At 36.8% G+C, this 15,515-nt stretch carries 14 protein-coding genes; 10 read left to right on the top strand and 4 right to left on the bottom strand.

The window, feature by feature from the left end; all coding sequences use genetic code 11:
* The first annotated feature begins 245 nt into the window (after positions 1-245).
* The 10 genes from HUW50_RS02935 (at position 246) to HUW50_RS02890 (ending at position 12,407) form a co-directional block, all read left to right on the top strand.
* The gene (locus tag HUW50_RS02935; protein ID WP_066326318.1) at positions 246-1,658 is read left to right on the top strand and encodes an isochorismate synthase; all 1,413 of its coding nucleotides are present in this window, start codon (positions 246-248) and stop codon (positions 1,656-1,658) included.
* A complete protein-coding gene (menD, locus tag HUW50_RS02930) occupies positions 1,651-3,399 on the top strand; it encodes a 2-succinyl-5-enolpyruvyl-6-hydroxy-3-cyclohexene-1-carboxylic-acid synthase (RefSeq protein ID WP_066326323.1) in 1,749 nt (582 codons plus the stop codon). The genes HUW50_RS02935 and menD overlap by 8 nt, the downstream gene beginning before the upstream one ends.
* Positions 3,396-4,211: a 2-succinyl-6-hydroxy-2,4-cyclohexadiene-1-carboxylate synthase gene (menH, locus tag HUW50_RS02925; protein ID WP_311774042.1), complete on the top strand. Its 816-nt coding sequence runs from the start codon at positions 3,396-3,398 to the stop codon at positions 4,209-4,211. The genes menD and menH overlap by 4 nt, the downstream gene beginning before the upstream one ends.
* Before the next feature lie 11 nt (positions 4,212-4,222).
* Positions 4,223-5,041: a 1,4-dihydroxy-2-naphthoyl-CoA synthase gene (gene menB, locus HUW50_RS02920; RefSeq protein WP_066326327.1), complete on the top strand. Its 819-nt coding sequence runs from the start codon at positions 4,223-4,225 to the stop codon at positions 5,039-5,041.
* A gap of 401 nt (positions 5,042-5,442) precedes the next feature.
* Entirely contained in the window at positions 5,443-6,918 is a 1,476-nt protein-coding gene (locus tag HUW50_RS02915; RefSeq protein ID WP_066326332.1) for an o-succinylbenzoate--CoA ligase, read from the top strand.
* A 9-nt stretch (positions 6,919-6,927) separates the two neighbouring features.
* Positions 6,928-8,046: an o-succinylbenzoate synthase gene (menC, locus tag HUW50_RS02910; protein ID WP_066326337.1), complete on the top strand. Its 1,119-nt coding sequence runs from the start codon at positions 6,928-6,930 to the stop codon at positions 8,044-8,046.
* Positions 8,047-8,471: 425 nt separating this feature from the next.
* Positions 8,472-9,395, top strand: a complete 924-nt coding sequence (locus HUW50_RS02905; RefSeq protein ID WP_066326343.1) for a metal ABC transporter solute-binding protein, Zn/Mn family — start codon at positions 8,472-8,474, stop codon at positions 9,393-9,395.
* Between the two features lie 37 nt (positions 9,396-9,432).
* Complete coding sequence (locus tag HUW50_RS02900) at positions 9,433-10,182, top strand: metal ABC transporter ATP-binding protein (protein ID WP_066326350.1); 750 nt, start codon at positions 9,433-9,435, stop codon at positions 10,180-10,182.
* Between the two features lie 16 nt (positions 10,183-10,198).
* Positions 10,199-11,515 carry a metal ABC transporter permease gene (locus HUW50_RS02895; protein ID WP_066326353.1) on the top strand — a complete coding sequence of 439 codons (1,317 nt, stop codon included), beginning with the start codon at positions 10,199-10,201 and terminating at the stop codon, positions 11,513-11,515.
* On the top strand, positions 11,505-12,407 hold the full coding sequence (locus HUW50_RS02890; protein ID WP_066326358.1) for a metal ABC transporter permease: 903 nt from the start codon (positions 11,505-11,507) through the stop codon (positions 12,405-12,407). The genes HUW50_RS02895 and HUW50_RS02890 overlap by 11 nt, the downstream gene beginning before the upstream one ends.
* 40 nt (positions 12,408-12,447) lie before the next feature.
* Here HUW50_RS02890 and HUW50_RS02885 read toward each other — a convergent pair whose 3' ends face one another.
* The 4 genes from HUW50_RS02885 to HUW50_RS02870 form a co-directional block, all read right to left on the bottom strand.
* A complete protein-coding gene (locus tag HUW50_RS02885; protein ID WP_066326359.1) occupies positions 12,448-12,636 on the bottom strand; it encodes a hypothetical protein in 189 nt (62 codons plus the stop codon).
* A gap of 138 nt (positions 12,637-12,774) precedes the next feature.
* Positions 12,775-12,933, bottom strand: coding sequence for a DUF1540 domain-containing protein (locus HUW50_RS02880; protein WP_066326360.1), 159 nt, complete (start codon positions 12,931-12,933; stop codon positions 12,775-12,777).
* A 120-nt stretch (positions 12,934-13,053) separates the two neighbouring features.
* Positions 13,054-14,094: a cytochrome d ubiquinol oxidase subunit II gene (locus HUW50_RS02875; RefSeq protein ID WP_066326361.1), complete on the bottom strand. Its 1,041-nt coding sequence runs from the start codon at positions 14,092-14,094 to the stop codon at positions 13,054-13,056.
* Between the two features lie 24 nt (positions 14,095-14,118).
* Positions 14,119-15,474, bottom strand: a complete 1,356-nt coding sequence (locus tag HUW50_RS02870) for a cytochrome ubiquinol oxidase subunit I (RefSeq protein ID WP_066326362.1) — start codon at positions 15,472-15,474, stop codon at positions 14,119-14,121.
* Between the last annotated feature and the right edge of the window lie 41 nt (positions 15,475-15,515).

Here is a 15,515-nt window from a genome sequence, read left to right as displayed (position 1 = left end):
AAACAATAGTTTAGAAAAATAACATAGGGGTGTCAATCCTTTTCGGTACAACAATCCTAGCTTATTATTACCAGTAATACCTATAAAATGATTGTTCATTTCAATACGTTTTCATTTTAATCCTGAACGACAAGATATATAATAAGGATATATTACGATATTTTATAAGACGAATCCATTCTATTGACACACCTATTCTGTAGGTGTATCTTAATATAAGCATTTTTGGTGTCGGGGGGATAAGCTTGATAACAACTTTGGATCATACAATAAAAGAATATATACAACATGCATTGGAAGAGGCAAAGCAAACGAATCAATCGGTGATCGTTAGCCGTATTAAAGAAGTGGATGCAATTGACCCCCTCCATTTTTTTGCCTCAGGTGAAGAAATATATTTAGGAGAACGTTTCTTTTGGTCTACGCCAACTGCAGATTTTACAATGGTAGGTTTAGGAAACGAGTTTGTACTTGAAAATGAAAATCGCACACCTGAACGGTTTCAGAAAATTGAAAAAGAATGGAAGCGTTTTAATAAGAAGGTAATTGCAGACCATAAGAAACAAGTTGGGACAGGCCCTCTTTTATTTGGTGGTTTTTCTTTTGATCCAATGAAAGAAAAGGATGTGCTTTGGGAAGCATTTGCTGAAGCGAAATTTGTATTGCCAACGAATATGTTAACTGTTTTTAAAGACAAAACATATATCACAATAAATAAATTAATTACACCAATGGATAACTTGGACACTTGTATCAAACATTTCGAGCAGGTTGGTGAACAGGAATTTACCTTGTTTCCTTATCAAATAGATTGTGAAAAAGGTAACGAATTCGCCTCGATCGAATTAAAAACAACTGAATGGGTAGAAGCAGTTCAACGAGCAACGGCAGATATTCGAGCCAGTGAAATAGACAAGGTAGTGTTAGCAAGAGAAGTTCATTTAGAATTTACGGAAAAGATCGATCCATATCAAGTAGTAGGTCGTTTACAAAAAGAACAACCTACAAGCTTCATTTTTGAATTCGAGAATGGTCTTCAGCATTTTGTAGGTGCTACACCTGAGAGGTTAATTAAAAAGGAAGAAAATCAGGTTCTTTCGACATGTCTTGCTGGATCAATTAAAAGAGGGAAAACAAAAAGTGAAGATAAATTGCTTGGCAATGAGCTATTACATGATGATAAGAATTTAATCGAACACGATATTGTTGTGAAAATGATTAAAGATGCGTTTGAACATTGTTGCTTTGAAGTAAGTGCTCCTGAAGCTCCTGCTTTATTAAAAACAAATAATATCCAACATTTATATACACCTGTTAAAGGCTTTGCAAAGAATGGTCATACTTTGCTTTCAATGGTTGAAAGATTGCATCCCACTCCTGCATTAGGAGGATTTCCAAAAGAAAAAGCGATCGAAAAAATCCGAGAGCTAGAACCGATGCATAGAGGATGGTATGCTGCACCAGTTGGATGGATTGATCATGAAGACAATGGTGAATTTGTTGTTGCAATACGTTCGGGATTGATAGAAGGCAATCGAGCAGCCTTGTTTGCAGGGTGTGGTATTGTAGAGGAATCTGATCCAGAATCGGAATACTTCGAAACAAAAATGAAATTAAAGCCAATGTTGTCAGCGTTAGGAGGGGTAGAAAATGAATGAACTTGATTCATTTACACAGTATGTAGCAAGCTTTGTTGATGAATTAGTAAGCTCTGGTGTTGATAAGGTTGTTATTAGTCCGGGGTCACGCTCTACACCCTTAGCTATCTTAATGGCCGAGCATCCTAAGCTTACGTGTTACATTAATATTGATGAGAGATCAGCAGGCTTTTTTGCACTTGGGATCGCCAAGTCGCAAAAAAAGACTGTTGCCTTGCTTTGTACATCTGGTACTGCTGCTGCCAATTACTATCCAGCAATTGTAGAAGCACATTATGCTAGGGTTCCATTATTAATATTAACTGCAGACAGACCTCATGAATTAAGAGATGTTGGTGCACCTCAAGCAATCGACCAAATACATATGTATGGTAACTATCCGAAATGGTTTGTTGACCTTGCATTACCAGAAGAACAACCTAATATGCTCCGGTATGTAAGAACAGTGGCAGCGAGAGCAGTTGGAACATCAAAAACAAGTCCTGCTGGAGTCGTTCATTTAAACTTTCCATTTCGTGAGCCATTAATTCCTAATGTCAACATACCTAACTTGTGGAGTAAACTAGATACAAAAAGTACATATTTACATATATCACCGACAAATTCATTTTTACCAGAGGATGAAATGGATAAAATCGCGAATTTTTTTGAAGATAAAACCAATGGCTTAATAATTTGTGGTGAACATTATGATCAGGGGTTTGTTGAGAATGTTCAAAGCCTATCAGAGTATTTGAAGTTTCCTGTTATAGCGGATCCTTTATCACAATTGAGAGCTGGTGTGCATAATAAGCAGGGGATTATGGATAGCTATGACTCAATCTTGAAGGACAAAGAATTAGTAGAAAAGCTAAAGCCTGAAGTTGTCATACGCTTTGGTGCAATGCCTGTGTCAAAACCACTCATGCAAATGCTGAAAAATAATCCTGATATTATACAAATAGTCGTTGACCAGGGTGGTACCTACCGAGATCCAACGCTTAACGCTTCACACTTGGTAACATGTGATGAAACTGCTTTTTGTCAAAGTATGATCAGGAAAGTAAATAAAAAACAGGCTTCTCAGTTTTATCAATCCTGGATCCAATGTGATAAGTTATACTGGAAAATGATAAACCAATCATTAGAACAAATGACTGAGATGTTTGAAGGGAAAATTGTTCGAGAGCTACAGCAGTTTTTACCAGATCGCTGCACACTTTTTGTAGGAAATAGCATGCCAATTCGCGATGTTGATACATTTTTTGGAAATACTAACAAGGAAATTAAAATCATGGCAAATCGGGGAGCGAGTGGCATTGATGGGATCGTGTCGACAGCACTCGGAGCTAGTGTAAATGCTGAACAACCAACGTTTTTATTAATTGGTGATTTATCTTTTTATCATGATTTAAACGGGCTTTTAGCTGCGAAAATGAACAATCTCGATCTAACGATTCTTTTAGTTAATAATGATGGTGGCGGGATTTTCTCCTTTTTACCACAGTCTAATGAAGAAAAGCATTTTGAAACATTGTATGGAACAGCAATTGGTTTAGACTTTTCAAAAGTTGTTGACATGTATAATGGTTCATATCAAAAAGTCGAAAGCTGGAAAGAATTACATACATCTCTTCATTCAACCAAGTCCAGGAAGGGTCTAAAGGTCATTGAAATCCCAACTGATCGAAAAACTCGTGTCAAAGTTCATCGGGAATTGTTAGATCATGTTTCCCAGGAAATAAGAAAAGTGTTGAAATGATGAAAATTAGAGGCATACATTATCACGTAGATGTTTATTCTGAAGGGGAACCACTTGTCTTACTTCATGGTTTTACAGGATCTTCTCATAACTGGAAGTCAGTTATGAATGATTTAAGGAATTGCACCTTCATATTGATCGACATTATTGGCCATGGAAATACAGAAAGTCCTGAAGCTCCCTCTAGATATAAAATGGAGGAAGTTGTAAAGGACCTTGCAAGTATTTTAGACGAAATAAAGATCGAGAAAGCAAATTTTCTCGGTTATTCAATGGGTGGAAGGTTGGCTTTAGCTTTTGCAGCAACTTTTCCTAACAGAGTAAATAAATTAATTTTAGAGAGTAGTTCACCTGGTTTAAAATTTGTGGAAGAGCGAGAAAAGCGTAAACATGAAGATGAAAAGTTAGCAGGTGAAATTGTTAGAGATGGGATTGTCAAGTTTGTTGAAAGATGGGAAAACATTCCGCTATTTGCTACGCAGAAACGGTTACCGATACAGCAAAGGAATTCGATTAGGCAGCAAAGATTACAAAACTCAAATCTTGGCTTGGCAAATAGCTTAATTGGAATGGGAACAGGTGCTCAAGTTTCTTTGTGGGAAGAGCTTCCGAATATAAAGATTCCAGTTCTCCTCTTGTGTGGGGAATTAGATAAGAAGTTTTGTGATATAGCTAAAAATATGGACGAGCATCTTTCTATTTCAGTCGTAAAACAAATAAACGACGCTGGTCATGCAATACATGTGGAACAACCGCGAATTTTTGGTAAAATAGTAAATGAGTTTTTAAATACAGATCTGTCTGTTAACTAGGAGGATTAAAAATGGCAATTGAATGGGTTAGCGAACGTAAGTATGAAGAGATTATCTATCAAACATATAATGGTATTGCAAAAATCTCAATTAATCGTCCACACGTACATAATGCTTTTACGCCAAAAACAGTTATGGAATTAATTGATGCATTTGCATATGCCCGTGATGATGAAAACGTTGGAGTGATTATCTTAACGGGTGAAGGTGGAAAAGCATTTTGTTCAGGTGGAGACCAGAAAGTTAGAGGACATGGTGGATATGTTGGAGATGATCAAATTCCACGTCTAAATGTTCTCGATTTACAACGCTTAATCCGAGTAATTCCAAAGCCTGTTATTGCAATGGTAGCGGGATATGCAATCGGTGGAGGCCATGTATTACATATTGTTTGTGACTTAACAATTGCAGCAGACAATGCAGTATTTGGACAAACAGGTCCGAAAGTAGGAAGCTTTGATGCGGGTTATGGTTCAGGCTATCTTGCAAGAATCGTTGGTCACAAGAAAGCTCGAGAAATTTGGTTCCTATGCAGACAATACAATGCACAAGAAGCGTTGGATATGGGATTAGTTAACACTGTAGTTCCTCTTGATCAATTAGAAGCGGAAACAGTGCAATGGTGTGAAGAAATTTTAGAGAAGAGTCCAACAGCGATCCGTTTCTTAAAAGCAGCATTCAACGCTGATACTGATGGACTTGCTGGAATTCAACAATTTGCTGGTGATGCGACATTACTCTACTATACGACAGATGAGGCAAAAGAAGGTCGTGACGCATTTAAAGAAAAGCGTACACCAGACTTTAAGCAATTCCCGCGTTTCCCTTAATAAGCTAAATAATGTGTTTGACAGCTTGATGATTATTAGCTCATCAAGCTGTTTTTATTAAGGCAATTATCAAGACGTCTAGACCTTTTAGTCTTAAGATTAGGCTCTTTTCTAAAAGATTGTTGTTTTTTAACAAAACTGATTAAGTTGATTGGAACGGATATGCGAGACTCCTGTGGGAGTAGCGGGACAGATGAGACCCCGCAGGCGCTTCGCGCTGAGGAGGCTCATCGCCCGCCCCACGGAAAGCGAGCATCCTCTCGCTGCAATCAACCAACCCAATACTATTTTAAAAGCAACAAAGTTTGCGAAAACAGCCTAAGATTATTATGAAGAAACTTTCTTTTTTATCAATGATTAAACAGTGACTTTACGCATTACTTATATTTGGTGGTGGGAAAATGAATCAATTCATGCCTAATTGGTTAAAACAACGTGCAGAGCTGACACCTGATCGACTCGCAATAAAAACAGACAAAGAAATGCTTTCTTTTCAGCAACTTCATACTAGGGTAAAACAACGTGCACATCTATTATCATTATCTGGTGTTGAGTCAGGTCATCATACTGCAATCTTAATGAAAAATAGTATTGAAATGGTTGAAACAATCTATGCGGTAATGTCTATAGGTGCAGTGGCTGTTATGTTAAACACTCGTCTTTCAGATCATGAATTAGAATGGCAGGTTCTCGATGTAGAGGCAGTTCATATCATTAGTAACCAGGAATATCTGGGTAAAATAAATGGTCTTAAGGACAAGAAAAATATCATTGTAAGCGAACAGATTCATCAAGTAAATGATGAAGTTCAAAGTTTCATAAATGTTGATGGAGAGTATACTCCTGAACAAGTTGCCACAATTATGTATACTTCTGGAACTACAGGAAATCCGAAAGGCGTCATGCAAACATTCGGAAATCACTGGTCAAGTGCAATCGGTTCTGCTTTAAATTTAGGGTTGCAGTCTAATGATCGCTGGCTGTTGGCAGTTCCACTTTTTCATATTAGTGGCTTATCAATTTTAATGCGTAGTGTAATTTATGGAATGGGGATTATCTTACTTGAACGTTTTGACGCTAATAAAATGAATGATGCCATTATTCAGGATAAAGTTACAATTGTTTCAGTTGTTACTACGATGCTCCAACAGATGCTTGAAAAACTAGACAAACAGCAATATCCTGATTCATTTCGTTGTATGCTTGCAGGTGGTGGTCCGGTCCCAAAAAGCTTACTTGAGGAATGCCAAACCCGGCAAATTCCGGTTTATCAAACATATGGAATGACAGAAACCTCTTCACAAGTGGTCACTTTGACTCCTGAGCATAGTATGAAAAAGTTGGGATCGGCTGGTAAGCCGTTATTTTCGTGTCAGATAAAAATTGTGAAGGACGGAAAAGAATGCCTAGCAAATGAAGAGGGAGAAATCCTAGTTAAAGGTCCCAACATAACAAAAGGCTATTGGAAGAGAACAAAAGCAACTGAAGAAGCTATTCAGGATGGCTGGCTACATACTGGAGACCAAGGATACAAAGATGATGATGGCTTTTTATTTGTACTTGACCGCCGTTCAGATTTAATCATTTCTGGTGGAGAAAATGTTTATCCTGCAGAAATTGAAGCAACCTTGCTATCACATCCTAAGATTAGGGATGCAGGGATAGTCGGTGTTGAAGATGAAAAATGGGGACAGACCCCATATGCATTTGTTGTTTTACATGAAGAGCTATCTAAAATAGAGCTTGTAGAATACTGCAAAGAGCGTTTAGCAGCTTATAAAGTACCAAAAGATTTTAAGGTAATTGAAGAACTTCCAAGAAATGCATCAAATAAACTACTCCGTAGAGAATTAAAAGATTGGCTAAATAAGGGATGAAGCGATTAAATGATAAAAATTAAAACAGTCACGTTACATCATATCACTCAAACTTTAAAAACTCCTTTTACCTCTAGCATTGGCCATGTTACCGATCGAGAGAGTATTCTAGTTGAAGTGACAGATCTTGAGGGGATAAGTGGATGGGGAGAAGTTGTAGCATTCTCTACTCCTTGGTATACGGAAGAAACAATCTCTACAGCTTTTCATCTTTTAAAAGATATATTAGTACCGTTACTAATGAATCAACCCATTTCACATCCAGATCAACTTAACCACATATTTCACAATGTAAAGCGTAATTATATGGCAAAAGCTTCACTTGAAGGTGCGATCTGGGATTTATATGCGAAAAAACAAGGTGTATCTTTAGCCTTTGCATTGGGCGGTGAAAAGTCTGAAATTGAATGTGGAGTGGTTGTTGGCATATCCTCGATTTCTAAAATGACTGAGCAAATTAGCCAGTATGTAGAGGAAGGGTATAAGCGTTTTAAAGTGAAGATTTCTCCTGATCAGGATATTGAGTTAATTGAGGGCATTAGGAAAAAATTTCCGAAGTTGCCTTTAATGGCTGATGCGAATTCTTCCTATTCATTAAATGATACCGACAGACTAAAAGAGTTAGATCAATTCGGGTTACTGATGATTGAACAGCCACTTGCTGCAGATGATATTATCGATCATGCGAAGCTCCAACAAAAGCTAACAACCCGTATATGTTTGGATGAGAGCATTGTGACAAGTGAGGATGCTAGAAAAGCAATCGAACTTGGGAGCTGTAGAGTCATAAATATTAAGCCAGGGCGTGTCGGTGGCTTGACAGAATCAAAAAAAATACATGATCTTTGTAAAGCAAACGATATTCCGGTATGGTGCGGCGGTATGCTTGAAACTAGCATATCTCGTGCGCATAATATTGCACTTGCCTCACTTGCAAACTTTTCAATCCCTGGGGATATCTCTTCATCTTCAAGGTACTGGGAGGAGGATCTCGTTTACCCAGAAATTAAAGCTGTAAATGGGAAAATAACAGTACCTAGGGCTGAAGGAATAGGCTTTCATATGCAAATGGATATCGTGAAAAAATATCGGAACTCAGTAACGGTTATTAAAAATTCTTATATTTAGTTTGAAAAATTGATTAAATTAAAAGTCTATTTTCAACTGTGAAAATTTATATATTAGTTCAAACGAAAGATTAAAATGCAATTTCTTCAGGTGGTTAAAAGTCATATATAACAGTATACTTTTACTGAAAGGAAAACTTTCAATATGAAGAACAAGTTTCACTTTCTGCTCAGTATGTAATCCAGCCGTTTAGGCTGGATCTTTTTTTTGTCGATATAAAGATGTTGACAATGATGAATATATACATTAATTTTGTACTAAGGAAACTTTTTTAGTTATATAAACAAAATATGCAATAAACTAAAATAATGGCACATATACTAAAATAGGTACATAAATTATTTCAATTACAATAGTTGAAAAAATTTTTTACTATAAAAGTTGCCTTAGGGAAACATCTTCAAAACAGAATGGAGGAGAAAAGGATGAAAAAGAGGTTTGTAAGTATAGTAGCATTAGCAGCAATTTGCTTATTAGCAGCATGCGGTAATGACAAAACAAATGGTGAAACTAAAGACAAAGTTCAAGTGACAACTACAACAGGTCAAGTTGCTGATGCTGTGAAGAGCGTCGGTGCTGATAAAGTAGAGGTTGTTTCTTTAATGGGCCCTGGTGTTGATCCTCATCTTTATCAAGCTTCCCAGGGGGACATTCAAAAGTTAAATAAAGCAGACATCATTTTTTATAGTGGGCTTCATTTAGAAGGTAAAATGGGTGAAATTTTTGAAAAGATGGATGATGATAAACCAACTGTGGCAGTTGCAGATTCCATACCAGAAAGTAAGTTGTTAAGTGCAGATGGTTCAACATCACATGATCCACATGTATGGTTCGATATTCAAGCTTGGCTCTATGTCGTTGATTCAATAGAACAAGAGCTTACAAAACTTTCACCAGAGAATGAAAAATTGTTTAAAGAAAATGCATCAGCTTACAAAAAAGAGCTAGAAGAAATGGATCAATATGCAAAAGAACAAATTGAAATGATTCCAGAAGAAAGTCGAGTACTTGTCACTGCTCATGATGCTTTTAAATATTTTGGTCATGCATATGGACTTGAAGTTATGGGGTTACAGGGATTAAGTACAGATTCAGAATATGGATTAAAAGATGTTCAAGAACTAGTTAACACATTAGTAAAACGCAACATTAAGGCTGTATTTATTGAGAGTAGTATTTCTGAAAGGTCAATTAATGCAGTTGTCGAAGGTGCTATGAAGCAAAACCATCAAGTTGTCATCGGTGGGGAGCTATTCTCAGATGCAATGGGTGACGAAGGAACTGATGAGGGAACATATATCGGTATGTTTAAGCACAATGTTGATACAATTGTTTCATCTTTAAAATAAGGAAATGAGAAAGAAAAATTAAGGGTGGTGTTCTAGAATGATTCCTGTTCAAGTAGAGAATTTAACGATCGCTTATCACCACAAGCCTGTCTTGCAGGAGGTAAGTTTTGAAGTTCCTGAGGGTAAGTTGATTGGTATTATTGGACCCAATGGTGCAGGGAAATCAACCTTAATCAAGGGTGTATTAGGATTAATCCCAACTGCCTCAGGTGAAGTTTCGATATATGGAAAAACATATAATAAGCAACGTAAACTTGTAGGCTATGTTCCCCAACGTGGTTCTGTTGATTGGGACTTCCCAACAAATGCTTTAGATGTTGTGTTAATGGGGAGATATGGTCATATAGGTTGGTTTAAACGACCTCGTAAAAAAGATCTAGTGTTTGCGAAGGAATGTCTTGATAAGGTAGGAATGCTGGAGTATGGAAATCGCCAAATTAGTGAGTTATCAGGTGGGCAACAGCAGCGTGTTTTCTTAGCAAGAGCTCTTGCACAAGATGCAGATGTGTATTTTATGGATGAACCATTTGTTGGGGTTGATGCTGCGACGGAGAAAGCGATTATTGCTTTGCTAAACGAGCTGAAGGCAAAAGGTAAGACAGTTCTAGTCGTTCATCATGATTTACAAACCGTTAAGGAGTATTTTGATTGGGTTTTGCTTTTAAATATGAGAAAGATTGCCTTCGGACCGACGAAAGAGATTTTTACGATCGAGAATTTACAAAAAACGTACGGCGGGAAACTTACGTTTTTACAAGATCAATCTGTGTTGATAGAGGAGACATGAGAGGGGTGAAGTAAAAATGCTTGAAGCCATTCTTTTACAACTTCAAAATCCAAATACACAATGGGTATTAATTGGTACAATGCTTCTTGGAATTGCAAGTGGTGTAGTTGGAAGCTTTACCTTGTTAAGAAAGCAAAGCTTAATCGGTGATGCGATGGCACATTCAGCATTACCAGGGGTTTGTATCGCATTTCTTTTGTATGGATCGAAATCATTAATTTGGTTTTTAATTGGAGCTGCAATTGCGAGTTTAGTTTCATCCTTTTTCATACAATTGATTATTAATCACTCTCGAATAAAAGAAGATTCAGCTTTAGGAATCATTATTTCCGTTTTCTTTGGTTTTGGGATTGTTCTTTTAACATATATTCAGCACAATGGAGCGGGAAATCAAAGTGGATTGGATGACTTTATTTTTGGGCAGGCAGCCTCCATGGTAGCTGCTGATGTTCGGTTAATTTCGATCATTGCCTTTGTTTTGATTATAATTACTGCCGTATTTTATAAAGAGTTTAAATTATTAACCTTTGATCCTCAGTTTGCAAAAGGGATTGGAATTCCTGCAAAATTTTTTAATAGTTTGTTGCTTTTACTAATTGTTTGCTCAGTCGTCATAGGACTACAAACTGTTGGGGTTGTTTTAATGGCTGCTATGCTTATCACACCTGCAATTAGTGCGAGGTATTGGACAAATAAGCTTAGCTACATGATTATTATTTCAGGTTTCATAGGAGGGCTTTCTGGTGTTACAGGGACTTTGCTTAGTACGGTCACAGAGGGTATGGCAACAGGCCCACTTATTATCATTTCAGCAACCTTAATGTTCCTATTGTCGCTCGTCTTTGCTCCGAGACGAGGATTACTTGCAAAGGCACTGAAACAACTTTCCTTACGAAAGAAAACAGCAGTTGAACAAATGTTATTGAGCTTTTATGATCTTACTGAAAGTGGGAATTGTCAAGGAATAACGGATAAACAGCTTCTTCAAAAGAGAAAAGTGTCAAATAGGCTTTATTTATACGCGCGTGATGTCTTACAAAAGAAAGAGTATATTACTAAATTTTTTGATGGGAAATGGTTGTTAACAGATAAAGGGATTGAAGCTGGCTATGAGCTTGTTTTGAAACAACGATTATTCGAAATGTATTTAATGCACGAGATGGAGTTTGCTTACTTAAAGCTTAAAACGAAGGATGACTTAAATTTAAGTTCTATTTCTATGGAAGCAAAGAATCAGCTCATAACTTTATTAACAATACACGATCGAACACCATTATTAATGCCAAAATCATCTAGTGCTGAGGATAGGAGGGTGATGATTAATGACATATGATGCTTGGATCATTGTAACAGGATCATTAGTTGCCATTACTTGTGCGATGATTGGATGTTTTTTAGTGTTACGTAAAATGGCAATGTTAGCGGATGCGATTTCTCATACAGTATTGTTAGGAATTGTCGGTGGTTTTTTAATTACTCGTAGTTTAGAGGGACCTTCATTATTAATTGGTGCAGTTGTAGTTGGACTTTTAACAGCATTACTTGTGCAAGTGCTAAGTGGTAAGGGAGTTCAAGCAGATGCAGCAATAGGTGTTGTTTTTACGTCACTTTTTGCAGTTGGTGTTATCCTCTTATCGGTGTTTGCAGGCAACATCCATTTAGATGTTGATCATGCTTTAATGGGAGAAATTACGTTTATTCCTTGGGATACGTTAGAGTGGAATGGGATGGAGTTAGGACCAAAAGCAGTTTGGCTTTTATCCTTTGTTTTTCTAGTGAATTTACTAATCATTGTTCTCTTTTATAAAGAATTTAAGATAAGCTCCTTTGACCCGGAGATGGCTGTGGCAATTGGAATCCCTGTTTTATTCATTCATTATTTACAAATGGGGATGCTCTCAATTACTACAGTTGCTTCATTTGACAGTGTAGGCGCGATATTGGTTGTTGCGATGTTAATTGTTCCTGCATCAACTGCTTATTTGTTAACAGATAAGCTGCTTAATATGTTATTTATAAGTGCTGGGATCGGCGTGGTTTCTGCAATAAGTGGTTATTACATGGCTACTTTATTAAATGTTTCAATAGCTGGTGCAATGGCAACCTCTACAGGAATATTGTTTGGATTTACATTTTTATTCTCACCAAAGCATGGTTTACTTGCAAAAAAACGAGCACAGCAAAAGCTTTCTAAAATAAGTAGTGGCAAAGGTTTAAGTAGTTAAATTTAAGGCTGACATAATAAAAATGTCAGCCTATTTGAAGTTACTCCATCAAACCATACTCAATGGCACTATCAGCCACAAGTCCATCCACATCATGGGGAAGGTCATCTAATGATCCAAATTCGTAATCCCATAAGTTTGTAAAGGAATTGACGTACATTGGAAATGAGTCAGCACTCGAATTTTTCACATCGCTACGAAACGAATTAAGTAAGCTTTCCTTCAACATGATTACCCCCTTAGGATTTCTATAGATAGTTTGTGAAAAACAAGAAAAAATATGTAACTTTTTGAATAAAAATGAAAATCATTATCAATAATAAAAAGGGATGAACGAGTAGTTGCAGCTACTCGTTCAAGGTTGAGCTTAAGCATCAGTTGGTTCGAACGTTTTGCAATCAGTTTCTTTGCTGCTGCTAGCTTGCTCCCCTGTATGACTAACAACATAGATTGCATCAGCTTTACACTTGTTGCCTTTTCCCCAATAATTACAGTTATTCACTTCGCATAATACATCTTGTGCCATTTTCAAAACCTCCTTACTAAAAAAATGAGTTACATCATTAGTCTGCCATTTTCTACGTGTTTCATACCCTTTTATGTGTTGAAAGCAAGATGAAAAACGTCGCGATATGCGACGTTGAATTTAAGATTCATTTTGCTTCATATAACGTTTATCCTTCATAAACAGCTTCCAAAAGTAAACAAACCCTGGAAATAGAATGAGGAATCCGACAATGTAAGTAATAAATAATGCTCTAAATGTATTTGGATGAGTAAATCCAGATTGAATTGTTACATCCGGATAAATCATGTAGGGTAAATGTGCTCTGCCATAAGCAAAGCTTGCAAGTAAGTATTGGATTGTCACTGCAATAACAGCTAACCTTGGTCGACCAATACGGTGGTTATGTTTAGCAGATGGTAAAAATAATGCTGCTCCCGCAATAAAAAATGAAACAACTGAACCAATTAGATAAGGCATATACTCTAACATATTTGTATAAAGCCAATTCGCTTCATTTTTTAATGTTAGCATAATGAATAGTGCCATGATCAAAGAAATTGGACCTAGAATGAGTGCATCACGTCGATAAACTCGGTATGCTTCTAATTCATCGGCAACATTTGAATAATCTGCAAGTAATAAAGAGGATAAGAAAAGGGTGCTACTTACTGCAAATCCGATAAAGGCATATGTATTCGGACTAGTTAACAAGGCATCAAATTTTAATTGATGAACATCGTTGATAACTTCAATATAACCACCATGAGTAATTGGAAGAACGAGCATCAATAAAGCGGGTATAATAAAGCCTGAAATTCCAGAAACATATGTTAAAGCTTTTTCATAATCCTTTGCTACATGGGAGAATACTAAAAATCCACTTCGTAACGCAAGTAAAATTAAAATAAAGCTTCCAGGCAAAAGTAAAACCGTCCCAAGAATAAATGTTGCTCCAGGGAAAAAACTAACGAGCGCAATGACGATTGCTACGATAAAAACATTGGTTACCTCCCAAGTTGGTGAGAGATAACGATTTGCGATATTTGTTGCATTTGTTTTTTCTTTATTAATATAAATCATTGACCAGAAACCCGCACCAAAATCCATTGTTGCCATTACGGCATAAATAAAAACAAAGCCCCATAATACCGTAATGGCCAGTAATGAATCTGTTGTCATATTGATTCACACCTTCACTTTAGATTAATAAATACTCATACTTCCATTAGGAGGTAAATCACCATCAAGTTCGTTTTCAACAGGATGTCTTTTAAAGTAATATTTAAGGACAAGTAAAACGGCCACCCCTAAAATTACATAAATCAATGTAAATAGGATAAATAACACACCAATTTGGGTTGACCCTGTAACAACATCGGCTGTTTTTAAAATTCGGTAAATAACCCATGGCTGTCTTCCGGTACATGCAAAAATCCAGCCAAACTCAATTGAAAGAAGTGATAGTGGTCCTGCGATTACAAAGGCAAACATAATAGGCTTTGGAAAATGGGGTTTTTTCAAAATTTTATTCCAAAAAAATCCAATCATTGATAAAAAGATTAAAAAGCTTCCGATTAATACCATTCCATTAAAAAGGGTGTGGACAAATAAGGGAGGCCAATATTCTTCAGGGAAATCATTCAATCCAATTACTTTTGTCTCGAAGCTATTACCTGCTAAAAAGCTAAGGGCCCAGGGTATTTCAATTGCGTATTTAATTTCCTGCGTTTCTTTATCAGTAAAGCCACCGATTGCAAGTGGTGCATAATCTTGTGTTTCGAATAATCCTTCTGCAGCTGCAAGCTTCTCAGGCTGATATTCATGTAGCATTTGTGCAGATTCATGTCCATTTAATGCAGTTAAAAGTGAAAAAATCCCTCCGATAGCAAGGCTTAGCATAAGAGCTTTACGGTGGAAGCTGAATACTCGTTGATTTTTTCTGTTTTTTAGCATTTTAAACGCTGAAATTGTACAGATGATAAAGGCACCAGTCATATATGCTGAGACGGCAACATGTGCAGCAGAAATAAAGAAGCTGGGGTTAAAGAATGCAGCCCAAGGATCAACATCAATAATTTCACCATTTTCAATCCGAAAACCAGCGGGAGTACCTTCAAAGGCATGGACATTCGTAATTAATACAGCTGACGCACTAGCACCTAATAACACAAGTGATACACTTAAAATCCTCATCTTTGGAGAAATTCGATCAGCAGCATACACATAAATCGACATAAACAAGGCTTCTATAAAAAACGCATAGATTTCGATTTGAAAGGGTAAAGCCATTACTTTCCCGATAACTTCCATAAAGCCAGGCCATAATAATGCAAGTTGAACACCAGCAATTGTTCCAGTAGGTATAGCTACACCGAGTAAAACCGCTTGACCCTTTGTCCATCGCTTCGCCATTATTGCATAGTCATTATCTTTCGTTTTTTGATAAAGAAGCTCTGCACACAAGATCATTAACGGTAGGCCAACACCTAATGTGGCAAAAATGATGTGAAAGCCCATAGTGGTCCCAAATAGTGAACGTGCCAATACTAAATCATCCATCAAGATCCGCCTTTCTATTCCTTACCTATGTTTACACACAT

Origin of the sequence: Metabacillus sp. KUDC1714 (assembly GCF_014217835.1) — a bacterium.
GTDB classification, from domain to species: domain Bacteria; phylum Bacillota; class Bacilli; order Bacillales; family Bacillaceae; genus Metabacillus; species Metabacillus rhizosphaerae.
Note: the sequence above shows the minus strand (reverse complement) of the source record. Positions and strands in the feature narration are given on the sequence as shown.

Coding starts and splice junctions, on each gene's coding strand:
- menB (WP_066326327.1), top strand. CDS start 4,223: ATGGCAATTGAATGGGTTAGCGAACGTAAGTATGAAGAGATTATCTAT.
- menD (WP_066326323.1), top strand. CDS start 1,651: ATGAATGAACTTGATTCATTTACACAGTATGTAGCAAGCTTTGTTGAT.
- HUW50_RS02870 (WP_066326362.1), bottom strand. CDS start 15,474: ATGGATGATTTAGTATTGGCACGTTCACTATTTGGGACCACTATGGGC.
- HUW50_RS02880 (WP_066326360.1), bottom strand. CDS start 12,933: ATGGCACAAGATGTATTATGCGAAGTGAATAACTGTAATTATTGGGGA.
- HUW50_RS02895 (WP_066326353.1), top strand. CDS start 10,199: ATGCTTGAAGCCATTCTTTTACAACTTCAAAATCCAAATACACAATGG.
- menH (WP_311774042.1), top strand. CDS start 3,396: ATGATGAAAATTAGAGGCATACATTATCACGTAGATGTTTATTCTGAA.
- HUW50_RS02900 (WP_066326350.1), top strand. CDS start 9,433: ATGATTCCTGTTCAAGTAGAGAATTTAACGATCGCTTATCACCACAAG.
- HUW50_RS02890 (WP_066326358.1), top strand. CDS start 11,505: ATGACATATGATGCTTGGATCATTGTAACAGGATCATTAGTTGCCATT.
- HUW50_RS02905 (WP_066326343.1), top strand. CDS start 8,472: ATGAAAAAGAGGTTTGTAAGTATAGTAGCATTAGCAGCAATTTGCTTA.
- HUW50_RS02875 (WP_066326361.1), bottom strand. CDS start 14,094: ATGACAACAGATTCATTACTGGCCATTACGGTATTATGGGGCTTTGTT.
- HUW50_RS02915 (WP_066326332.1), top strand. CDS start 5,443: ATGAATCAATTCATGCCTAATTGGTTAAAACAACGTGCAGAGCTGACA.
- HUW50_RS02885 (WP_066326359.1), bottom strand. CDS start 12,636: ATGTTGAAGGAAAGCTTACTTAATTCGTTTCGTAGCGATGTGAAAAAT.
- menC (WP_066326337.1), top strand. CDS start 6,928: ATGATAAAAATTAAAACAGTCACGTTACATCATATCACTCAAACTTTA.